The organism is Microcoleus sp. ARI1-B5, assembly GCF_036705795.1.
Taxonomy (GTDB): Bacteria; Cyanobacteriota; Cyanobacteriia; order Cyanobacteriales; family Microcoleaceae; genus Microcoleus.
In genome coordinates this window covers 399,919-420,588 of the sequence record NZ_JAUBVK010000002.1, presented here as the reverse complement: position 1 = coordinate 420,588, position 20,670 = coordinate 399,919, and the positions used below count along the sequence as shown (strand labels likewise).

Annotated in this window: 21 protein-coding genes and 1 pseudogene; 13 read left to right on the top strand and 9 right to left on the bottom strand. The window is 46.6% G+C overall.

The features are described from left to right. Positions 1–113: 113 nt before the first annotated feature. From QUB63_RS04595 to QUB63_RS04580, 4 genes are all read right to left on the bottom strand, one after another. A complete protein-coding gene (locus tag QUB63_RS04595; RefSeq protein WP_332943745.1) occupies positions 114–680 on the bottom strand; it encodes a Uma2 family endonuclease in 567 nt (188 codons plus the stop codon). An 11-nt stretch (positions 681–691) separates the two neighbouring features. Continuing rightward, positions 692–1,018, bottom strand: coding sequence for a HesB/IscA family protein (locus QUB63_RS04590; protein WP_332943616.1), 327 nt, complete (start codon positions 1,016–1,018; stop codon positions 692–694). A 135-nt stretch (positions 1,019–1,153) separates the two neighbouring features. Further along, positions 1,154–1,573: a phosphomannose isomerase type II C-terminal cupin domain gene (locus tag QUB63_RS04585; RefSeq protein ID WP_332943615.1), complete on the bottom strand. Its 420-nt coding sequence runs from the start codon at positions 1,571–1,573 to the stop codon at positions 1,154–1,156. Positions 1,574–1,578: 5 nt separating this feature from the next. Beyond that, positions 1,579–1,770 carry a hypothetical protein gene (locus QUB63_RS04580; RefSeq protein WP_332943614.1) on the bottom strand — a complete coding sequence of 64 codons (192 nt, stop codon included), beginning with the start codon at positions 1,768–1,770 and terminating at the stop codon, positions 1,579–1,581. A gap of 335 nt (positions 1,771–2,105) precedes the next feature. On the opposite strand from QUB63_RS04580, the gene gltB reads away from it, so the two are divergent. The 10 genes from gltB (at position 2,106) to QUB63_RS04530 (ending at position 11,156) form a co-directional block, all read left to right on the top strand. Continuing rightward, complete coding sequence (gene gltB / locus QUB63_RS04575) at positions 2,106–6,692, top strand: glutamate synthase large subunit (protein WP_332943613.1); 4,587 nt, start codon at positions 2,106–2,108, stop codon at positions 6,690–6,692. A 148-nt stretch (positions 6,693–6,840) separates the two neighbouring features. Continuing rightward, positions 6,841–7,344 (top strand): GUN4 domain-containing protein, encoded by a 504-nt coding sequence (locus tag QUB63_RS04570; protein WP_332943612.1) that lies wholly within the window; start codon positions 6,841–6,843, stop codon positions 7,342–7,344. A gap of 39 nt (positions 7,345–7,383) precedes the next feature. Continuing rightward, positions 7,384–7,731 (top strand): XisI protein, encoded by a 348-nt coding sequence (locus QUB63_RS04565; RefSeq protein ID WP_332943611.1) that lies wholly within the window; start codon positions 7,384–7,386, stop codon positions 7,729–7,731. Between the two features lie 6 nt (positions 7,732–7,737). Next, on the top strand, positions 7,738–7,932 hold the full coding sequence (locus QUB63_RS04560; RefSeq protein ID WP_015175412.1) for a DUF4926 domain-containing protein: 195 nt from the start codon (positions 7,738–7,740) through the stop codon (positions 7,930–7,932). A gap of 122 nt (positions 7,933–8,054) precedes the next feature. Beyond that, complete coding sequence (locus QUB63_RS04555; RefSeq protein ID WP_332943610.1) at positions 8,055–8,288, top strand: hypothetical protein; 234 nt, start codon at positions 8,055–8,057, stop codon at positions 8,286–8,288. A 36-nt stretch (positions 8,289–8,324) separates the two neighbouring features. Further along, the gene (locus QUB63_RS04550; protein ID WP_332943609.1) at positions 8,325–8,645 is read left to right on the top strand and encodes a DUF433 domain-containing protein; all 321 of its coding nucleotides are present in this window, start codon (positions 8,325–8,327) and stop codon (positions 8,643–8,645) included. Then, positions 8,642–8,992, top strand: a complete 351-nt coding sequence (locus QUB63_RS04545) for a DUF5615 family PIN-like protein (protein WP_332943608.1) — start codon at positions 8,642–8,644, stop codon at positions 8,990–8,992. Before QUB63_RS04550 ends, QUB63_RS04545 begins: the two co-directional genes overlap by 4 nt. An 85-nt stretch (positions 8,993–9,077) precedes the next feature. Further along, positions 9,078–9,935, top strand: coding sequence for a hypothetical protein (locus tag QUB63_RS04540; protein ID WP_332943607.1), 858 nt, complete (start codon positions 9,078–9,080; stop codon positions 9,933–9,935). Between the two features lie 85 nt (positions 9,936–10,020). Continuing rightward, positions 10,021–10,527, top strand: coding sequence for an O-acetyl-ADP-ribose deacetylase (locus QUB63_RS04535; RefSeq protein ID WP_332943606.1), 507 nt, complete (start codon positions 10,021–10,023; stop codon positions 10,525–10,527). A gap of 23 nt (positions 10,528–10,550) precedes the next feature. Further along, entirely contained in the window at positions 10,551–11,156 is a 606-nt protein-coding gene (locus QUB63_RS04530) for a transglutaminase-like domain-containing protein (RefSeq protein ID WP_332943605.1), read from the top strand. Positions 11,157–11,239: 83 nt separating this feature from the next. Here QUB63_RS04530 and QUB63_RS04525 read toward each other — a convergent pair whose 3' ends face one another. Further along, positions 11,240–11,707: a hypothetical protein gene (locus QUB63_RS04525; RefSeq protein WP_332943604.1), complete on the bottom strand. Its 468-nt coding sequence runs from the start codon at positions 11,705–11,707 to the stop codon at positions 11,240–11,242. 57 nt (positions 11,708–11,764) lie between these two features. Continuing rightward, positions 11,765–12,532, bottom strand: a complete 768-nt coding sequence (locus QUB63_RS04520) for a class II glutamine amidotransferase (protein ID WP_332943603.1) — start codon at positions 12,530–12,532, stop codon at positions 11,765–11,767. Between the two features lie 938 nt (positions 12,533–13,470). Here QUB63_RS04520 and QUB63_RS04515 point away from each other — a divergent pair. Further along, positions 13,471–14,149, top strand: a pseudogene (locus tag QUB63_RS04515) (iron uptake porin); the annotation flags it as partial. A gap of 304 nt (positions 14,150–14,453) precedes the next feature. Here the strand turns inward: QUB63_RS04515 and acs are convergent. The 3 genes from acs to QUB63_RS04500 all read right to left on the bottom strand — a co-directional run bounded on the left by acs (position 14,454) and on the right by QUB63_RS04500 (position 17,401). Next, entirely contained in the window at positions 14,454–16,424 is a 1,971-nt protein-coding gene (gene acs, locus QUB63_RS04510) for an acetate--CoA ligase (RefSeq protein WP_332943602.1), read from the bottom strand. A 124-nt stretch (positions 16,425–16,548) separates the two neighbouring features. Beyond that, positions 16,549–16,908 (bottom strand): DUF5615 family PIN-like protein, encoded by a 360-nt coding sequence (locus QUB63_RS04505; RefSeq protein WP_332943601.1) that lies wholly within the window; start codon positions 16,906–16,908, stop codon positions 16,549–16,551. Continuing rightward, complete coding sequence (locus QUB63_RS04500) at positions 16,886–17,401, bottom strand: DUF433 domain-containing protein (protein ID WP_442921755.1); 516 nt, start codon at positions 17,399–17,401, stop codon at positions 16,886–16,888. Before QUB63_RS04500 ends, QUB63_RS04505 begins: the two co-directional genes overlap by 23 nt. Before the next feature lie 108 nt (positions 17,402–17,509). On the opposite strand from QUB63_RS04500, the gene QUB63_RS04495 reads away from it, so the two are divergent. Both QUB63_RS04495 and QUB63_RS04490 read left to right on the top strand, forming a co-directional pair. Further along, on the top strand, positions 17,510–18,169 hold the full coding sequence (locus QUB63_RS04495) for a restriction endonuclease subunit R (RefSeq protein WP_332943600.1): 660 nt from the start codon (positions 17,510–17,512) through the stop codon (positions 18,167–18,169). Positions 18,170–18,828: 659 nt separating this feature from the next. After that, the coding region (locus tag QUB63_RS04490) for a calcium-binding protein (protein ID WP_332943599.1) at positions 18,829–20,670 on the top strand (1,842 nt) is incomplete at its 3' end.

Here is a 20,670-nt window from a genome sequence, read left to right as displayed (position 1 = left end):
GAAATCTTCCTTTTCTCTTCTCTTATCTTCCTTCGCGTCCTTTGCGTCTAAGCGCTACGCGCAGGCTACGCCAACGCGGTTCGTTCAAAATAATTGTATAAAAAAATGCGATATTATGGTTGAGTTTCAGCTTCGGTAAAAATTGGTGGCCACAGTTGGGAAATTGGCAATTCCCAACCAGGAAACAGTTCGGCTACTGTCAAAATATCTTCATTTCCCAGCACAATTGGTTCGCCTTCCTGACGGTAAACTGTTACAGTTTGTTCATCAGGATCGATCAGAATTCCTACTTGCGCTCCGAGTTGGATAAAATTCAGAATCTTTTTTTCTAGCGGTTTAATGCGATCGCTCTGTGATTTAATTTCTACTACCAAGTCTGGGACTAATTCTGCGAAATAACGGGGACTTTGCCTGATCCGGCTGGCCCGCACAAAGGAAACATCGGGTGCTGTGAGGTTAGCATCAGGTAAAATAAAGCCGCCTGCTGAGTCAAATATTCGGCCCAAACGGCGGGGATTCACCCAAACGAAGAGGAAGGCACTCAAGCGAATGCCAATTTCACTAGATACAATATCTGATGGGCCCACAATGATAATTTTCCCGCTTTCTAGTTCAAGTTGGTAATCTTGACCGGCTTCTTTGAAGGTTTTTTGGACTTTTTCTAAGTCTTTGAGTGTCATCATATTGATTGTTACCTGGCAGAAAATGAGTTGCCGCAGCTACAGCTTTGGGCGGCATTGGGATTGTGGAACCGGAAACCTCCGCCCATCAAGTCTTCTGAATAATCTAAGGTGAGTTCATTCAGATATTTTAAGTGCTGGGGGTCGATCGCAACTTGAACTCCCTCGGACTCGCATACAGCGTCTTCTGGGGCTGGCGCACCGTCAAATGCCATTGTATAAGACAAACCGGAGCAGCCGCTCGATTCCACGCCCAGACGAAACAAAGCATTGGGGTTCGGATATTTTGACTTGAGGCGCTTTACTTCTGTCGCTGCTGTTTTGCTCAGATGAATCATTAATTTTATTGGTTATTGGTTATTGGTTATTGGTTACTGGTTACTGGTTATTGGTTACTGGTTACTGGTTATTGGTTGCTGATTGGTGCGAATAACAAATAACAAATAACAAATAACAAATAACCAGTTAATCAGTTACTTAGCCTTTTCTGTACGGGCATAATCGTCTTGAAAGCGAACAATATCATCTTCTCCGAGATATTCGCCATTCTGTACTTCAATTAAAATCAGCGGGATAACTCCTGGATTTTCCAGACGGTGAGAAATGCACTGCGGAACGTAGGTAGACTGATTTGTAAACAGAACTTGTTCAGTTTCGCCGCAAGTAACTTTTGCAGTACCGCAAACTACGATCCAGTGTTCGCTCCGGTGGTGGTGCATTTGCAGGCTGAGGCGGTGTCCTGGCTTGACTTCGATCCGCTTAATTTTATATCCTGGGCCTTCTTCTAGTGTGGTAAACGAGCCCCAAGGCCGCGATTCTGTAGCTGCTGTTTCGTTGGGTGCAGCAGGTGCGTGCAGGGTAGATAGTTGAACAATTTCTTGAATTTGAACCATGATTTTCACTCCTTGAGGATTGCTTGCTGAATCCTTTGATAAACGACTTTGGGTTTGATATTAGCTAATTTATCCTGAAAACCTTTCGTCCGATCGCGCGAACCGGTTAGCGGACTGTGGATTTTTGCACTTTTGCCTGCGAAAGCTCGATCGACGCACCTCGACCACCATAGCAAAATCATCACAGTAGTTGTCACCCGTTATTGGCTCGATCGTCCAAATCTACATCAAATCTTCATTCTCAAAGGCCTGTGCTTTAAAGAAGCTTAACGGGGAGAGGGAGGGGGAGAGAGGGAGAGGGGGAGTTTGCCAGAGGGATTCGGGGAGTGGGAGGGAGCGGGAGTGGGAGGGCCCGATGGGGAGAATTTTTCTTGTGACTGATGACTGATGACTGATGACTGATGACTGATGACTGATGACTGATGACTAAAACCTACAAGCTGACATGATTAGAAAATACAGATTAGGTACAATAAAAAGCTTGGGACTGTCTCGATCGCAATCTCTCCGTCACTTTTAGGAAAACATCAAAATGAACAGCAACGGACTGCCTCCAAAACAAGGCCTATACGATCCGCAGTTCGAGCACGACGCTTGCGGAGTCGGCTTCATCGTACACATGAAAGGTAACAAATCCCACGAAATCGTCGAGCAGGCCCTGACAATCCTGCTGAACCTCGACCACCGGGGCGCCTGCGGCTGCGAACCCAACACCGGAGACGGGGCGGGCATTTTGATGCAGGTGCCCCACAAATTTCTCAAAAAAGCAGCCGCCGCCTTAAATATCGAACTTCCAGAAGCCGGCGAGTACGGAGTTGGGGCGATTTACTCATCGCCAAACCAAACTCAGCGCGAAAACGGCAAACGCATATTTGCAGAAGTCGCCGCCGAAGAAGGCTGTCCCGTACTTGGCTGGCGCGAGGTTCCCACCGACAACTCGTCCCTGGGCGACACCGCCAAATCCAGCGAACCGTTCATGCAGCAAGTGTTCCTCCGGCGCGCCGCAGGTATCGATGAGGCGGCCTTTGAACGGAAACTGTACGTCATCCGCAAACGCGCTCACAATGCCATCCGCAGAACTAACACAGACCCCTACTGGTATAATTCCACACTGTCGTGCCGGACGATCGTCTATAAAGGAATGTTAATGCCGGTGCAAGTGGGAGATTACTATCCCGAACTGCACGACCCGGACATGGAAAGCGCTCTAGCCCTGGTTCACTCGCGCTTCAGCACGAATACTTTTCCTTCATGGGAACGATCGCACCCTTACCGCTACATCGCCCACAACGGCGAAATCAACACGATGCGCGGCAACATTAACTGGATGCACGCGCGGCAATCGCTGTTCGAGTCGGAGTTGTTCGGAGACGATTTGAAGAAAATCCCGAATTTAATCAACATCGAAGGTAGCGACTCGACGATTTTTGACAATGCTTTGGAATTGCTGACTTTGGCTGGGCGTTCTTTGCCGCACGCTGTAATGATGATGATTCCGGAACCTTGGACGGCCCACGAGTCCATGAGTGACGAGAAAAAGGCTTTCTACGAATACCATTCTTGCTTGATGGAACCTTGGGACGGCCCGGCTTCAATCGCCTTTACCGACGGTACTTCGATCGGGGCCGTGCTCGACCGCAACGGTTTGCGTCCTTCCCGCTACTGCGTTACCAAAGACGACTTGGTAATTATGGCATCGGAAGCGGGAGTTTTGCCGATTGCCCCAGAACGAATTGCATCCAACGGCCGCTTGCAACCGGGGCGGATGTTCCTGGTAAATACCGAGGAAGGCCGCATCGTTTCTGACGAAGAAATTAAGACCAAAATCGCCACAGAACACCCGTACCGCGAGTGGATAGACCAGCACATGGTCGAAATCGCCAAACTGAAAGATGCGCCGGCATTGCCAGAATCCCACCCCGAAACATTGATCCAGCGCCAAATGGCTTTCGGCTACACCTTTGAAGAACTGCGGTTGCTGTTAGCGCCGATGGCGAAAGATGGCGTGGAAGCTGTCGGCGCGATGGGTGCGGATACGCCGCTGGCGGTGCTTTCCAACCGACCAAAACTGCTTTACGAATACTTCCAGCAGTTGTTTGCCCAAGTTACCAATCCGCCGATTGATTCTATCCGCGAGGAAATTGTAACTTCTGCTGAAACTACGATCGGCGCTGAACGCAATTTGCTCAAACCAGAACCCGAAAGCTGTCATTTGATTGAACTGAAAACGCCAATTCTCAGCAATGAAGAATTAGCTAAGCTCAAACACGTAAATGAGGGCAATTTCCGGTCGATTACACTGCCGATTTTGTTTGACCCCAAAAGCGGGGTCAAAGGTCTCGAACAAGCCTTAGAAGAGGTTTTTGCAGCAGCAGACAGCGTGATCGCCTCCGGGGTGAATATCATCATTTTGAGCGATCGGGGGATCGGTCCAGACAAAGCCCCAATTCCGGCGCTGCTGGCAGTTGCGGGCCTGCACCACCACTTGATCCGTAAAGGTACGCGCACGCGGGCGGGACTCGTGCTCGAATCCGGCGAACCGAGGGAAGTGCATCACTTTGCGACACTTATTGGATATGGTTGCGGCGCGATTAATCCGTATTTGGCCTTTGAGACGATCGCCGATTCGATCCGCGAAGGATTGCTGCTAAATGTCGAGTACAAAACAGCTTGCAAAAACTACGTCAAAGCGGCAACTAAAGGTGTGACGAAAGTTGCCTCGAAAATTGGGATTTCCACAATTCAAAGCTATCGCGGCGCGCAGATTTTTGAGGCGATCGGCTTAAACAAATCCGTAGTCGATAAATACTTTGCTTGGACAGCCTCGCGGATTGAAGGCGTAGGCCTCGAAGTCCTCGCCCAAGAAGCTATTTTGCGGCATACCCACGCTTTCCCAGACCGCCCATCCAGCGGACATACTCTCGATGTTGGCGGCGAATATCAGTGGCGGAAAGAAGGCGAGGCGCATTTGTTTAGTCCGCAGACAATTCACGCGCTGCAAAAGTCGGTGCGCGAGGGCAGTTATACGCTTTTCAAACAGTATTCTGGGCTGGTTAACGAACAAAACCAGCAGCATTTTACCTTGCGCGGTTTGCTGCAATTCAAGCAGCGGGAATCGATACCGATTGAGGAAGTTGAACCGATCGAATCTATTCTCAAACGCTTTAAAACTGGGGCGATGAGTTATGGTTCGATTTCTAAAGAAGCCCACGAATCTCTGGCGATCGCGATGAACCGCATTGGTGGCAAATCGAACACCGGTGAAGGCGGGGAAGACTCGGAACGCTACACTTGGACGAACGATCGCGGCGACTCGAAAAACAGCGCGATCAAACAAGTTGCTTCCGGGCGTTTCGGCGTTACCAGCTTGTACCTTTCCCAAGCGCGGGAACTGCAAATCAAGATGGCGCAAGGCGCGAAACCCGGTGAAGGCGGACAGTTGCCCGGTAAAAAAGTATACCCGTGGATTGCCAAGGTGCGGAACTCGACTCCGGGTGTGGGATTGATTTCGCCTCCTCCTCACCACGACATTTATTCGATCGAAGATTTGGCCGAATTGATTCACGACTTGAAAAATTCCAACCGGGAAGCGCGGATTAGCGTCAAACTCGTGTCGGAAGTTGGAGTCGGGACGATCGCGGCCGGTGTTGCGAAAGCCCACGCCGATGTCGTGTTGATTTCCGGCTACGACGGCGGAACCGGCGCTTCGCCGCAAACTTCGATCAAACACGCGGGATTACCTTGGGAGTTGGGACTGGCGGAAACTCATCAGACTTTGGTACTCAACAATCTCCGCAGCCGGATTGTGGTGGAAACTGACGGTCAAATGAAAACCGGCCGCGATGTAGCAATTGCTGCCTTGCTTGGTGCTGAGGAATTCGGTTTTGCGACGGCGCCGCTGGTGACTTTGGGCTGCATCATGATGCGCGTTTGCCACCAGAACACTTGCCCGGTGGGCGTGGCGACGCAAGACCCGCTGCTGCGGAAAAACTTTACCGGCGACCCGGAGCACACGGTAAACTTTATGACTTTCGTCGCCCAGGAAGTCCGGGAAATTATGGCGCAGTTGGGCTTCCGCACGCTGAATGAAATGGTGGGGCGGACTGATGTTTTGGAAGCGAAACAAGCTGTGGAACACTGGAAGGCTAAGGGTTTGGATTTCTCGAAAATCCTTTATCAACCGGAAGTTGGGCCGGAGGTGGGGCGCTACTGTCAGATGGCGCAGGATCACGGTTTGGAAAAGTCCCTGGATATGACGGTGTTGTTGGATTTGTGCAAAGGTGCGATCGAAAACGGCGAAAAGGTACAGGCCAAACTGCCGATTACCAATGTCAACCGGGTTGTCGGCACAATTCTCGGCAACGAAATCACCAAACGCCACTGGGAAGGTTTGCCGGATGACACGGTGCACCTGCACTTCCAAGGCAGCGCCGGGCAAAGCTTTGGGGCTTTTGTGCCCAAGGGAGTCACCCTGGAGCTCGAAGGCGAAGCTAACGACTATTTGGGCAAGGGGCTCAGCGGCGGCAAGATTATCTTGTATCCGTCGCCAGCTTCTACCTTTGTCGCGGAAGAAAACGTGATTGTCGGTAACGTAGTGCTTTACGGCGCGACAGCCGGCGAGGTTTTCATCCGAGGGATTGCGGGCGAACGTTTTGCGGTACGCAACTCCGGCGTGAATGCAGTAGTTGAGGGTGTGGGCGATCACGGTTGCGAGTACATGACTGGCGGCAAAGTTGTGGTTTTGGGCAAAACCGGGCGCAATTTTGCAGCGGGTATGAGTGGCGGTGTTGCTTACATTTTGGATGAGGCGGGGGATTTTGCTACTCGCTGCAATATGTCGATGGTGGAGTTGGAAAAATTGGAGGATGTTGAGGAAATTAGCGATTTGCGCCAGTTAATTCAAACTCACGTCGATTTGACTGGAAGTGCGAAAGGATCGAAGGTTCTGGCTGCGTGGGATGAGATGGTGCCGCTGTTTGTGAAGGTGATGCCGAGGGATTACAAGCGGGTGTTGCAGGCCATTGAAAGGGCGATCGCATCGGGTTTAAGCGGTGATGATGCGCTGACGGCTGCGTTTGAAGAAAATGCTCGCGATGTCGCTCGGATTGGCGGCAGCTAGTATTAGTATGGGTGCGTTACGGCTACGGCCTAACGCACCCTACAAAACTATAATTAACTCAAGCATGGGTTTCTCGAAGCGGGCGCGAAGCAAATTCATACGGCTCAAGTCAAATAATCTCATATTCAAAATATCTTGGGCGCTGACCATGAGTGATTTTCAATCTTTAAATTATGACAACCAATTTCTTAATCTAGCTTCAGAAAGCGGAGCTGATTACACTCAATTACGCAATTTTTTAGCAGAGGGCAAGTTTAAAGAAGCTGATTGCGAAACTAAACAAATTATACTTTGGGTAGCGTGCTGTGAAAAATTAGGCTATTTAGGGCATTCAGATTGGGTAAACTTTCCTTGTACAGACCTCCAAACAATTAACCAACTTTGGGTAAAATACTCAAATGAGCGTTTCGGATTTTCAGTACAAAGGTCTATTTGGCAACAAGCGGGCAAAGATTATGACAAATTCTGCGAATACGTTAAATGGGATTTATTTAATAGTAGAATGACCTATGAACTCCGCGCTCCCCTTGGTCATCTTCCCCATACTTTTGTATATTGGTTAGGACATAGAAGTGTCATCGTCCCTGGTGGAAATAGCTGGGGAGTGGGATTGCATTGGTTAGATTCCAAACTATCTGCTTGTCATCTATAAAATAATTATCGTAAATACAGAAGTAGAGAAAATTGTGCAATGGATCAACTAATCGAATATCCCAAACTAATCAAGCGTATTTTGACCGAGTATATAGAATTGTGCAATAATCGCCCTTCTCAACAAGAGATCGAGACATTCTTGATTGCAGACGAGCAAAACGGTCATTACATCTGGATGAATCTGGGCTGGCCTAATGGCGATCGCCTTACGGGAATGACAGTCTATGTTCGCCTGCGCGATGGTAAATTCTGGATCGAGGAAGACTGGACAGAAGATGGGATTGCAACGGATTTGGTGCGTGCAGGAGTTCCCAAGGAAGATATTGTGTTGGCATTTCACGAGCCTGGAATGCGGCAATACACGGATTTTGCAGTAGCTTCTTAGCACTTCATGAAACTTTATTCAGATGTCATCTTGCTGTGCAACCTTCCAGAAGAAGGACTTTATACCGGCGAGATCGGTACAGTTTTAGAACAGCATCACGTTGAGGGACTAGAAACAGGTTATAGCGTTGAGTTCTTCGATCTGTTGGGAAACATTGCAGCAGTTGCCACACTACCTGGAAGTTATTTGCGATTTAATTGAGCGATCGCAACCGATCCACAACCGATCGAAATTGAACTCACTCCTGAATGGCTGTCAACCCACCCGTTTGATATAATGTTGTTACTAGATTGTAGAATAGCAATCACAAAAAAGGGATAATTATGACCGTCGAACAAGCCATTTTGGAAAATGTGAAGGTCTTATCGGCAGACCAGCAACAAGAAGTCTTAGCTTTCATCAAATTCTTGCAGTCCGATAAATGGGAACATATCTATAAAGGACGCTTCAAAGAACTGCAACAAGAAATTCGTCGGGGAATGGATGCTGCCGAACGAGGTGAAGTAATTGATGCTGAAGATATGTTTCGGAGTTTGCGCTTAAAGCTACAACGCTGATAAGATTTAAAATATTAGGAGTTAATGCAGCAAACCATGAGTACAGCAGCCCTAACTACAAAACAGTACATTGAAGAACGGGAAGATTGCTACCGAATTGTCGGGAAGCGCGTTTCTCTCGATTCAATTATTTATGCTTTCCTGGCAGGACAATCACCTGAAAGCATCGTTCAGTCATTCCCAGCACTGACACTAGAAGAAGTTTATGGAGCGATTACCTTTTACTTGGCTAATCGCACAGCTATTAATGCTTATTTATCCGAGGGAGAACAACTATTTGAAACATTGAGACAGCAAGCAAGGGAAAACAACTCGTTGCTTTATCAAAAATTTTACACTCAGACTAGCCCGCAATGAAAATTAGTTTCCAAGCAGATGCCGACCTCAATCAAGCGATTGTAACAGGAGTTATGAGACGCGAGGCAACTGTTGATTTTCAAACATCAAACGCATCGCTTTTAAGTGGCTTGACCGATTTAGAAGTTCTGGCTTTGGCAGCACAGGAAAAGAGAATTATCGTCTCCCACGACCAAAGAACCATGCCTAGATATTTTGCAGAGTTTATTTCTACTCAAACAAGTTCGGGTGTAATTATAGTGTTGCAAAGTTTTCCTGTTAGCGACGCGATCGACAATTTAATCAAAATATGGCAGACATCCGAATCAGAAGACTGGGTGAATCGCATTGCATACTTACCTCTGTGATTCCAGCTACGGGAGATACAATTGTACGAAAATCAACAGGAACTATCAAGAGTTTTGTGAATGGCTAGGAAAATCAACAACCAAAATGATTCCATCCATACCAAAAATATCCATCAAACCTGGATACCGTCCCCAGTCGGATGATAAAACTCCTGAAGCTGATGCAATTGATTTTTACCTACTGCGGCAACTCACCAATTCCCAACGGTGGCAAATGGGGGCAAAATTAAATCGTTGGGCAAAAACTGTTAGCTTGCGCGGGATGAAAAAAGCTTGTCCCTCAACCTACCAAGAGCGATTTGCCCGATCGATCTTGCGTAGCAAATGGCTGCCAATTTTAACCCCCACCAGTGACCCATCTATGTGGACGCAAGACCCCAGCCACATCGCCAGACTGTTGCACCGAATTTTTGAAACATTAGATATCCCTTATTATATTACAGAAGGAGTTGCCGCTTCCGTCTATGGCGACCCCAGAACAACACGCGATTTAGATTTAGTAATTGAATTAATCCGGGACAATATTTCTCAATTAGTTGAAGCACTAGAAACGGCTGGTTTTTACTGCCCTCCGGGTTCGGTAGAAGATATTCAACAGGGTAGAGGGATGGTGTTGAGCGTCACTCACATGACTTCTGTATTGAACGCCGATATTGTGCTGAATTCTCATACTGAATTCGATCGCTCAAAAATGGCAAGACGGCGATTAGAAGCCCTTGACGAGGCTGGTTTAGAACAGTTTTGGATAGCTTCTCCTGAAGATATTATATTGGCCAAACTGCTCTGGCGGCAACAGTCTCAGTCTCAAAAACAATGGCATGATGTTTTGGGAATTCTGAAAGTCCAAGCTGAGCATTTGGAGCGCGGTTACTTAACAGAGTGGGCGCAACAATTGGGGTTGATTGACGATTTGAATCGAGCTTTTACTGAATCTGGGATTTGATGCGATTCCAAATTGTTCAGTTGGCGATCGCCCGCACTTTATCTGTATCATTATAGGTATGGACTTTTAAAGCTTAATTAATTTTATGCAAGTTATTTTAGGCAACATCACACAACTGAAAGTAGATGCGATCGTCAATGCTGCAAATACCAGTTTGCTTGGAGGTGGTGGAGTAGATGGCGCAATCCACAAAGCAGCAGGGCCGGAACTTCTTGACGAATGCCGATCGCTCGGAGGATGCAAGACTGGGGATGCTAAACTAACTAAAGGATATCGCTTGCCTGCGCGCTTCATCATCCACACCGTAGGCCCAGTATGGCACGGAGGATCTCGCAAAGAACCCGAACTCTTAGCCCAGTGTTACCGCAAATGTATGCAAATCGCGATCGAGCAAAAGTTCGAGAGTATCGCATTTCCTTGCATTAGCACCGGCATTTACAAATATCCCAAGGATTTAGCAAGTGAGATTGCAGTTAAGATATGCTACGAAGAAATGCAAAAAAACGGCGCTCCTCAAAACATAACTTTTTGCTGTTTCGATTCGGAAAATTATGAAATTTATGAGAGCATTATAGCACTTATCAAGCAGTAGAGGTATCAAAAATAATTCCAGAAATGAAAACCTATTTAGCAGCGACTGAAATTATCGATCGCGATCATCCCGCAATTTTAGCACTCGCGCAGAACATAGCATCACAACATCATACATCAGAGGCGATCGCCAAATCTTGTTTTGAGTGGGTTCGAGACGAAATTCGCCATAGCTACGACTATCAGATGAATCCCGTCACCTGTCGCGCATCAGACGTACTAGATCGCAAAACAGGTTATTGCTTTGCGAAAAGTCACTTATTAGCAGCATTGCTGCGCGCCAACAACATTCCCGCAGGTTTTTGCTACCAAAGATTGAGCTTTGATGACAAAGGTGCGCCCTACACATTGCACGGTTTCAATGCCGTTTACTTGCCAGAAGTAGGTTGGTATCGCGTCGATGCAAGAGGCAACCGCGAGAATGTTAACGCTCAATTTACACCTCCTCAAGAGCAATTAGCATTTAAAATTCAGTTTCCTGAAGAAGCAGACTTTCAAACCATTTTATCGGAGCCGCTTCCAGTAGTTGTAGAGGCTTTAGAAAATCATAGTACATGGGATGAGCTGCTTCTGAATCTTCCAGACATTTCTCTAGAATCGGCGCAGCAATACGGCCTGGCCATCGGCTAGAAATCCCTAAGCAACAAGCTGATGCCTTGGGTAAATTTTTTCACGTCGCTCCGGGTTCTTTTCTATTTAACTGAGCGTGAGATTTATTGACCTCTAGACATAAATATTAGGTGACAGTTCGTAGGTGCTAATAGAAGAGAATATCCTTCGATGTAGTCTAAGTGAAAATGATTACCTTTTTTACTGTCTTCACTGAAGTAGTTGAGTAATGATCTACCAAGATTATGAAAAGCTAATTGAGAACCTTCAAATACCAGCTCATTATTAAAAATGAAAGTCTTGAGTAAATCTAATTGTTCTCCCTTCCTACTCGGAGATAACCTCATTGAAACAAGTTCAAGATTTTCTGCATAAAATTCTGAGTCTTCTTTGTCCGCGTAAAGTTTAAAATCTTTACTGATGCTGGCGAGAAGTTGCCCCATTTTAATCAAACCTTGTGATGAATCAGATATTTCTATTTCTGGTTTGTCCCAGTTACCATCAAATAAAATATACATAAGCTTCGTCCTTGAATCAATAATTTTGGAACCAGAGCGAGTCCAAGTATCCACTTGGAAAACTAATATACAGCCAGGTTAAATTTCATTCACCTTTTCTACATTTTGCCTTCAAATGACAGGCAAACCATCCTGAAATACCAGCAATTCTCCAGGTTGTATTTGCGTCCAAACTTCGTTATCAGTCAGCGGAAAAGTGGCAATTACAGCCACGCGATCGTCCTCCTTTGTCAGTTCCCGGAAATCCACAGTTACATCTTCGTCGATCGAGTGCGCGCTGGCAAAAGGTGCTTGTCGCACAATATAATGCAGATTGGTAGAACAGTGTGCGAACAAGTGTTCTCCATCAGAAAGTAAATAGTTAAAAATTCCGTACTCGGCCAAAGTTTTAGTAATTTCGTTCAGTACCGCGTAAATTTCTGTCAAAGCAGGCTTATTTTGAGGGAAACTTTCTCGCATTTTTTCTAATATCAAACAAAAAGCTTTTTCGCTGTCAGTTTTGCCAACAGGCTTGTAAAATCCGGCCGTTTCAGGATTGAAATTTTCCAGATTTCCGTTGTGAGCAAACACCCAATAGCGCCCCCAAAGTTCCCGGATAAAAGGGTGGCAGTTTTCCAGAGCAATTTCGCCTTGAGTAGCTTTGCGGATGTGAGCAATAACGTTAGTTGAATGAATGGGATAGCGGCGCACTACTTCAGCAACCGGAGAAGCAACCGCAGGTTTAGAGTCTATAAACAGGCGGCATCCCAAACCTTCAAAAAAAGCAATTCCCCAACCGTCTTGATGAACGTCGGTTCTGCCGCCCCTTGCAGAAAAACCTTCAAAAGAAAAGCAAATATCTGTTGGAACATTGCAGTTCATTCCCAGTAATTGGCACATAGCTTTTAAATCTCTGGAGTTTGGATGGATGCCGCAGCTATTGGCAGCTACAGATTTGCGATGATAGCATTATAGTATGAATTGATTTAGCTTAATAAAAAAACCGAATAATTTTGGATTGTCAACCGTAATGCTACTGAAACTTCACAAAAGTGCCCCCTAAAATTCAGTCGCGTATCCTGGAGAACAGTCTTGATTGTTCCGTTTATGTTACAAATTTTCGCTGCTGTAGGGCTATCTATCTATTTATCGCTACGAAACGGTCAAACAACTGTTCGCCCTGCCAGGGCGCATATCCTCTATATGTAGGTTTGCAATGCGCACCTTACCCTATAAGTAGCGAATCAAATCACTTTTTAGCCTTAGTCCTGTGTTAACCAACTGGCAATTCACTTGCAGCAAAAAGTAATAGCATTTTAGATTTTAGATCCAAGAATTGGAAATAACTTATTTGAGCGGGTTTGGAGCTTGACTGTAGTTCTATTATTTTTTAAGATGGTATCAGTTATCGCATTGACCAGCACCTCGATGCCTATGTCGCAATTCCCCATCAAATCAATCAGATTAATGGCTGCGCGATCGAATTAGGATAGCTAGACCGCCAAAACATGACCGAGATGGCGCGTTATTTTTGGCGACAGTTAGCAGGGGTCTAATGTTGGCTGCATTAACTACAATTCCGCAGTAATTTTCAGGTTGCTCCGGGGCGGTTCACTACTAATATCTTTAATTTCACAGCCTCAATTTTTATCATTTCGTCCCGTTTTCATATTATTTCCTGTCATTTACCCCTAGTAAAAACGGTTGGTAGTGAGGACTTTAGTCCTCAGATAGTGAGGACTTTAGTCCTCACTATCAACCAATCTTGTAAGGGGAGTTCTCGGAGGAAATGATATCACATATCTTCCATGAACAAGCACCAAGTATAACAACTGAAAATGAAAAATTCAACTCAAGAATACGATCGCCCAAATCGACAAATTCTGACCGGTTTAATCCTAGGATGGGGATTGCAGAGATTATTTAGCATTCGGGCACTAGCAGAACCAAGTTTACCTGAATCTCCCGCTGCTACTGCAAATGTTGGTGAAGCCGCCGCTACGGAAATTGCGGTTGATGCACCGGAGACCATCTTACCCGAAAATCAGCAATTTGTCGATCGCCACATCCCAGCATCCGATCCCAGTTTACCAGAATCTCCCGCGACTATGGAAAACCCGAGTGAAACTGTCGCAGAGGAAAGCGCAGAACAAGTCACATCTGTTTCTCAACTAAGCGACGTAAAACCCACAGATTGGGCATTTCAAGCACTGCAATCCTTAGTATAAAGATACGGCTGCATAGCTGGATATCCCGACCGAAGTTTTCGCGGAAACCGTGCTTTAACAAGATATGAATTCGCGGCGGGAGTCAATGCTTGTTTAGATAAAATTCGCGAATTAATCAGCACCGGAAATGAGAACCTAATCAAGCGAGAAGATTTGCTAACAGTGCAAAGATTGCAAGAATAATTTGCCGCAGATATCGCCGTGCTGCGGGGCCGCACCGACTTGTTAGAAGCGCGAACAACAGAACTACAAGCCAATCAATTTTCGCCTACAGTCAAGCTATCAGGATTGACTGCTGTGGGGATACAAGGTCGCAGTCCCAACCGTGCAGATCGCCCTCCCAGAGACGGCAAAAGAGATACCAAAGACCACGGTACAAATGTCAACCCAATCAATTTAAAGACGAACAGCATTCTGAAGCAGTCGATGATAACTACTTGCTGGAAGATTGGCTGCAAGTAAGGTCGAAAATTCACCCCGCTGCAGTTCATTTGTGGCGCGGTAAATAAGTGAATTAACAACAATTAAACCGCAGATTTTAGCATCTCAAAACACATCTGTGTTCATCTGCTAAAATCTGCGGTTGCATATCCCTACGAACCGCCGCGCAACTTATCCAAAACAGTCCGATCTTCCAAAGTCGAAGTATCCCCAGAAACCTCTTGTCCGGCGGCTAAAGAACGCAGCAACCTGCGCATAATTTTACCGCTGCGCGTTTTCGGCAAAGCATCGGTAAATCGAATTTCGCCGGGACGGGCGATCGCCCCAATCTCCTTAACAACGTGCTGCTTCAACTCCTTCTCCAATTCTGGACTCGGCTGCTGCGAGTTGTCCAGCGTCACAAAAGCGACAATTTCCTCACCTTTAATCTCGTCCGGTTTGCCAACAACCGCAGCTTCCGCCACCGCTGGATGCGATACCAAAGCCGATTCAACTTCCATCGTGCCGAGTCGGTGTCCGGCGACATTAATCACATCATCAACGCGGCCCATTACCCAGAAATAACCGTCTCGATCCTTGTGCGCGCCGTCTCCTGCAAAGTAGACAAAATTGCCATCTTTCGGGTGCAAATATTCCCAATAAGTGCGGCGGAAACGGTCGGGATCGTTGTAAAGTGTACGCATCATTCCCGGCCAAGGATGTTTTACAACTAAATAACCGCCGCTTTCATTAGTTACTGGTTCGCCATCTCGGTCAACGATATCGGCAACAATTCCGGGGAATGGAAGGGTTGCAGAACCGGGTTTTGTCGGAATTGCACCGGGCAAAGCGGTAATCATAATTCCGCCAGTTTCTGTTTGCCACCATGTATCAACAATGGGACAATTCGAGTTACCAATTACGCGCTGATACCACATCCAAGCTTCGGGATTGATCGGTTCGCCGACGGTTCCTAACAACCGCAAAGATGACAAATTGCGCGCGTTGGGCAATTCTTCGCCCATTTTCATGAATGTTCTGATCGCAGTGGGTGCGGTGTAGAAAACGGTGACGCCGTATTTTTCGATTACATCCCAAAAGCAGCCGGGGTTGGAGGCGCGGGGCGCACCTTCGTACATGACGGTTGTCGCGCCGTTGGAAAGGGGGCCGTAGACTATGTAACTGTGGCCTGTAATCCAGCCTACGTCTGCGGTGCACCAGTAGACATCGGTATCTTGGAGGTCGAAGATCCACTTGGTTGTCATGTGCGTGTAAAGGTTGTAGCCGCCAGTGGTGTGGACGACTCCTTTCGGTTTGCCGGTACTTCCAGAAGTGTAGAGTACGAACAGCATATCTTCGCTGTCCATCGCTTCGGCCCGACAGTCGGCGGAGGCGTTTTTTTGCAATTCGTGCCACCAGCGATCGCGCCCCGGTTCCATGTGTACTTCTTGTTTGGTACGCTGGACGACGAGAACGTTGGTAACGCTGGGTGCGGAGTTGTTGGCGAGGGCTTTGTCTACTTGTACTTTCAGCCCGACTGCTGCGTCTTTGCGGAAGCCTCCGTCTGCGGTGATGACGAGTTTTGCTTGGCCGTCGTTGAGGCGATCGCGCAAAGCTTCTGCACTAAATCCGCCAAAAACAACGCTGTGTACTGCCCCGATTCTGGCGCAGGCTAGCATGGCGATCGCAGCTTCGGGAATCATGGGCATATAAATGCCGACGCGATCGCCCTTTTGGACACCCAATTCTTTGATGACGTTAGCCATTTGACAGACTTCGCGGTGGAGTTGGGCGTAGGTGAGGGTGCGGGAGTCTCCCGGTTCGCCTTCCCAAATTAGGGCGGCTTTATTTTTTCTCCAAGTTGTCAGGTGTCTGTCGAGACAATTGTAAGAAATGTTAATTTTGCCGTTGACAAACCATTTAGCAAAGGGCGGCTGCCAGTCGAGTACGGTATCCCAGTTTTGAAACCAGTCCAATTCTTGGGTAGCGAGTTCGGCCCAGAATCCTTGGGGATCTGAAGCGGCTTTTTCGTAGAGGGCGCGGTAATCTTCTAAGCTTTTGACGTGAGCTTTTTCGGAGAATTCAGCGGTGGGCGGGAACAGGCGTTTTTCATGCAGAATTGATTCGATGGTATCTTGTGACATCGCTGTTAGTTTTTAGTTCAGTTACTCTTTTTAGCTATTGTGTGCATAAATTGGGGAAAAAGTATGTTTATTTTCCTTAAGACTTTGGAAGATTTTGTAAGCGTTGGGGATGTGTTAGAAATTATTACAGTGGCAAATGCTCAATTTTATCTTGGTACTCATCATCAAACGATCCTTGATAAATCAAAATCAGTTCGTCAATATTTTGACCGATGCTCATCTTGGAGTTCAGGAAAAATATTCCTGGAATATGGCGACTTTTCTCTATGCGATCTGTTAAATGAACTAACATGGAGCGACGGTTGTTAGTTACAAGAATGAAGTTGTAGATTTCGCACCAAATAAGAATTTCTGGATCGAGAGTTCCTTTGGAAGGTGCTGTTAGTTCTCCCACTGCTAGAACAACCAAATCTGGATTGCGCCTGCGAATTTGGTTAGCATAGGCAGGATCGACATTTTCATCAAATAGATACTGGATTGCCATCAGCTTTTCTCATTGCATCTCTTGCTGCTCTCAGTTTGCGGATTTTTTTAGCCGCTGGAGAAGGATTGCGATGTTGTTCTTCTCGCATTTTATCACCCCATTCCACCCATTCAGTTATGTACTGACCGACTGCTTCTTTGTTGTGCAGGTAGTACAAGATGGTGGCATAAACTTGTTCGAGGGTGAGCGATGTATAAATGTTGGCAATTTCTTCGGGAGTTCGAGCGCGAAACAGGTATTCATAAAGGATGGTTTCGATGCCAATGCGGGAGCCTTTGAGCCGAATATCATCAGGTCTCAGGAAGTTGAAGTAGTCTTCTAGTTGCGTGGCTTGGTCGTTGGCTTCATCAGATGGCTCGTCTTCATTAATTTCTGTTACTTTTGGAATCAGCACGATTACTTCGACTCGGCTATTGCGATCTAACTTTAGCGGTTCATCAACGCACAATTGTCCTCGATCGTCGATCGTTGCCATCACTTTAATTTCTTTCATAAAATTTACCCATTTGCTGGCGTGATATCTAGCATGATTGTATCATAGCAAATCAGTTGTAATGCTTTTATAATATAAGTTGTCGCAACAGCCGATCGCACAAAAGCTATGACCCAAAATTTAGAAGCCAGCCAACTCTCGCTAAATGACGTTCGCCACCTTCTCAAACTGGAGGAGGGAGAAGCAGATTCAGTGACCGATTTTTTTTCCCTGGAACCGTTGAGCGAATCTGAACAGCAGGAATTATTGAAAATTAGACAGAACTTTCGCCGGTACTTAGCCGCAGGTAAAGTATCTGAAGAATTAGTGAAATTTTTAGCACTTTCGCCACTAATGCGATTAACTGGATTTTTCGATGTTCCTGTGGTGTTGACAATGGAGGATAGCATTCCGATCGAGGTTGAAGATGGAGATACTTTAATTAAAGGGCGGTTGGATATTCTTGCGGTGAATGGGCCGGATGCGGAGATAGGGGCGGCGCAGTTCTGGATTTTGGTGGTGGAGGCGAAAAATAGTGCGATCGACTCCTGGGCCGGTTTGCCACAATTGCTGACTTATGCTTATAAAAGTTTGCAGCAGCAACCGTCTGTTTGGGGATTGACGACGAATGGACGTAACTATCAGTTTGTGCGGGTGACGCGGGGAAATCCTTGTACTTATCAGATTTTACCGGAATTGAATTTGATTGACCCAGAGCGATCGCTCTTGTTGGCGCAAGTCTTGAAAGCTATTTGCAAGTTGCAGAATGTGCAGTTGCAGTTGGCATAAAGTTTTCAGCAAAAGCGGTTGTTTGCTGTAGAAAATGGCGATCGTACTTCTCCGATCTTTTTCAAGTCTTTTATGTTCTCGTCTCTGTTTGAATAAAAAAATGTATTTGGGTATACAAATTTAGGATTGGCGCCAGGGAGCAATTTTTACACTATCTATGGGGGTAAGGTGCGCTACAAGCACCCTACAGATAGAGTTTGTGCGCCCAGGACTGATTTTGAAGGGTGGCAGAAGAGCGCGATCGTCTTTCACGCGCAGATCGCGCTCCATGTCAACTTGTACGATCGTAAACAATCAGGTTCTCTATGAATCCTGACCAACTTGTGAACCACTATTCGGTTAATTAGTAACGTTTTTATGCAGGCACACTATATGTAGTGTGTCTGCCTAAGTCCTGTAGTATATATGACTTTAATTATTTTTAAAAGATAAATAACTTATGTAAAGTTTTGTGTGGAAGCGAGCGGACTATAGCGCAAGCAATCTAAGATTACATCTATCTAAAGAGAGAGATTAAAGGTGCTGCATTCATAGCTTGAAAGAATCGGCATCTACCACAAGCACAAACGGTTAAAGTCCCAAAACCCAGAGAGTTGATGGGAGTAAATCTGTGCGTACTATCTCTAATCAACCCAAACATTATATAGCAGGGAATAGAAATGATTGGTCCTAGTTCTGATGGATTGTCCTATCTTTTAGACGAGCAAGCTAACAATTTTGCGATCGCTCCCAACCTACTGGTTCCTTATCCAAGAGGTTTACAAGGACTAGGTGGAAACGACACAGTAACAGGTTCTGATTCTCCAGAATTCATCAACGGCAATTCAGGGGACGATCGACTATTTGGTGAAGGAGGTTCAGATACCCTTTACGGGGGTAAAGGTCAAGATTGTCTTGACGGTAGCTTAGGTGACGATCTGATTCTAGGAAACAGAGGAAAAGACTCGATCGATGGTGGATTCGGAAATGACCTGCTTTACGGCGGTCGAGAAGATGACATTATTATTGGTAATAATGGCAACGATACAGCCTTTGGCGATTTCGGGGATGATTCGCTGATTGGAGGAGTCGGAAATGACTGCTTGATTGGGGGTGTTGGAGACGATACCTTGATTGGAGGAGCAGGTCAGGATACCTTAAACGGCGGTATTGGCTCCGATCAATTTGTGCTGACCCAGATATCGGGAGTAACAGCCACTACTGCGGATGTAATTGAAGACTTCAATAGAAATTCCGATCGCATTGGTTTGCCGAACGGACTTACCGAAGCCAATCTGCTCCTAACACCTACAAACAGGGGAATTTTAATTGAGGTGAAGGAAACTGGGGGGATTTTGGGATTGGTGGCCGGTGTATCAGCTTCAGAATTGAGCGATCGCTTTGTCTCTGTAGCATTAACACCCACACCGGTACTAACGCCAACACCAACGCTAACACCAACACCAACATCAGCTCCCACACCAGCACCGACACCAAGTCCAACTCCAACATCGGTTCCGACTCCAGCACCGACACCAAGTCCAACGCCAACATCGGTTCCGACTCCAGCACCGACACCAAGTCCAACACCAACATCGGTTCCGACTCCAGCACCGACACCAAGTCCAACACCAACATCGGTTCCGACTCCAGCACCGACCCCAAGTCCAACACCAACATCGGTTCCGACTCCAGCACCGACACCAACTCCAGCTACGGGTTTCCAAGAAGGAATCGCAGGAAATGACACTTTTGAGGGAAGCTTGTTAGATGCCAACTTAGAAGAAGAATTGATCTTGTTTGACGTACTGACAAATCAACAAGTTACTGTCAACCTCACCTCCACTCAGTTCGATCCAAAGTTACAAGTTGTGGATGTAGTTACTGGTCAAGTTATTGCGGAAAATAACAATTTCAACAACAGCACTACGACCTCACAACTGAAATTTACAGTAGCACCAGGTACTGATTACGACATTGTAATTCTGAGTGAAAACGGGCAAGTTGGTGACTATACCGTAACCACATCTACCACATCTCCAGCTAACGGTACTTTGTCTCTGGGACAAACAATCAATGGCGATTTCAATGCTGCCACTGACCTGGATAACCCACTTCGTCCCGGTAGCTTTATGGACAACTATAATTTGACAGGGCTTACTCCGGGTCAACAGGTGCAAATCGTCTTGAGTTCGAGTCAGTTTGATACTCAAATACAACTGATTGATGCTGCGACGGGACAGGCGATCGGTCAAAACAACGAGAGCCCAAATAGTTCTTCTGAGACATCTGCATCTGAGCTTAACTTTACGGTACAAAGTGGCATTCAGTACGTCGCGCGCGTCACCTGTTTTAATGAAGATGCCACAGGAACTTACACGGTCGCAGCATCGGCAGTTGTGGCACCAACACCAACGCCTGCACCAGCACCGGCACCAACACCAACACCAGCACCGGCACCAACACCAACACCAGCACCGGCACCAACACCAACACCAGCACCGGCACCAACACCAACACCA

Excerpts from the sequence above, each read along its gene's own strand:
- QUB63_RS04550 (WP_332943609.1), top strand. The coding sequence starts at position 8,325 with ATGAGTACAGCAGCCCTAACTACAAAACAGTACATTGAAGAACGGGAA.
- QUB63_RS04585 (WP_332943615.1), bottom strand. The coding sequence starts at position 1,573 with ATGGTTCAAATTCAAGAAATTGTTCAACTATCTACCCTGCACGCACCT.
- QUB63_RS04545 (WP_332943608.1), top strand. The coding sequence starts at position 8,642 with ATGAAAATTAGTTTCCAAGCAGATGCCGACCTCAATCAAGCGATTGTA.
- QUB63_RS04555 (WP_332943610.1), top strand. The coding sequence starts at position 8,055 with ATGACCGTCGAACAAGCCATTTTGGAAAATGTGAAGGTCTTATCGGCA.
- QUB63_RS04565 (WP_332943611.1), top strand. The coding sequence starts at position 7,384 with ATGGATCAACTAATCGAATATCCCAAACTAATCAAGCGTATTTTGACC.
- acs (WP_332943602.1), bottom strand. The coding sequence starts at position 16,424 with ATGTCACAAGATACCATCGAATCAATTCTGCATGAAAAACGCCTGTTC.
- QUB63_RS04495 (WP_332943600.1), top strand. The coding sequence starts at position 17,510 with ATGACCCAAAATTTAGAAGCCAGCCAACTCTCGCTAAATGACGTTCGC.
- QUB63_RS04595 (WP_332943745.1), bottom strand. The coding sequence starts at position 680 with ATGACACTCAAAGACTTAGAAAAAGTCCAAAAAACCTTCAAAGAAGCC.
- QUB63_RS04505 (WP_332943601.1), bottom strand. The coding sequence starts at position 16,908 with ATGGCAATCCAGTATCTATTTGATGAAAATGTCGATCCTGCCTATGCT.
- QUB63_RS04530 (WP_332943605.1), top strand. The coding sequence starts at position 10,551 with ATGAAAACCTATTTAGCAGCGACTGAAATTATCGATCGCGATCATCCC.
- QUB63_RS04520 (WP_332943603.1), bottom strand. The coding sequence starts at position 12,532 with ATGTGCCAATTACTGGGAATGAACTGCAATGTTCCAACAGATATTTGC.
- QUB63_RS04540 (WP_332943607.1), top strand. The coding sequence starts at position 9,078 with ATGATTCCATCCATACCAAAAATATCCATCAAACCTGGATACCGTCCC.
- QUB63_RS04560 (WP_015175412.1), top strand. The coding sequence starts at position 7,738 with ATGAAACTTTATTCAGATGTCATCTTGCTGTGCAACCTTCCAGAAGAA.
- QUB63_RS04570 (WP_332943612.1), top strand. The coding sequence starts at position 6,841 with ATGAGTGATTTTCAATCTTTAAATTATGACAACCAATTTCTTAATCTA.
- gltB (WP_332943613.1), top strand. The coding sequence starts at position 2,106 with ATGAACAGCAACGGACTGCCTCCAAAACAAGGCCTATACGATCCGCAG.
- QUB63_RS04535 (WP_332943606.1), top strand. The coding sequence starts at position 10,021 with ATGCAAGTTATTTTAGGCAACATCACACAACTGAAAGTAGATGCGATC.
- QUB63_RS04500 (WP_442921755.1), bottom strand. The coding sequence starts at position 17,401 with ATGAAAGAAATTAAAGTGATGGCAACGATCGACGATCGAGGACAATTG.
- QUB63_RS04590 (WP_332943616.1), bottom strand. The coding sequence starts at position 1,018 with ATGATTCATCTGAGCAAAACAGCAGCGACAGAAGTAAAGCGCCTCAAG.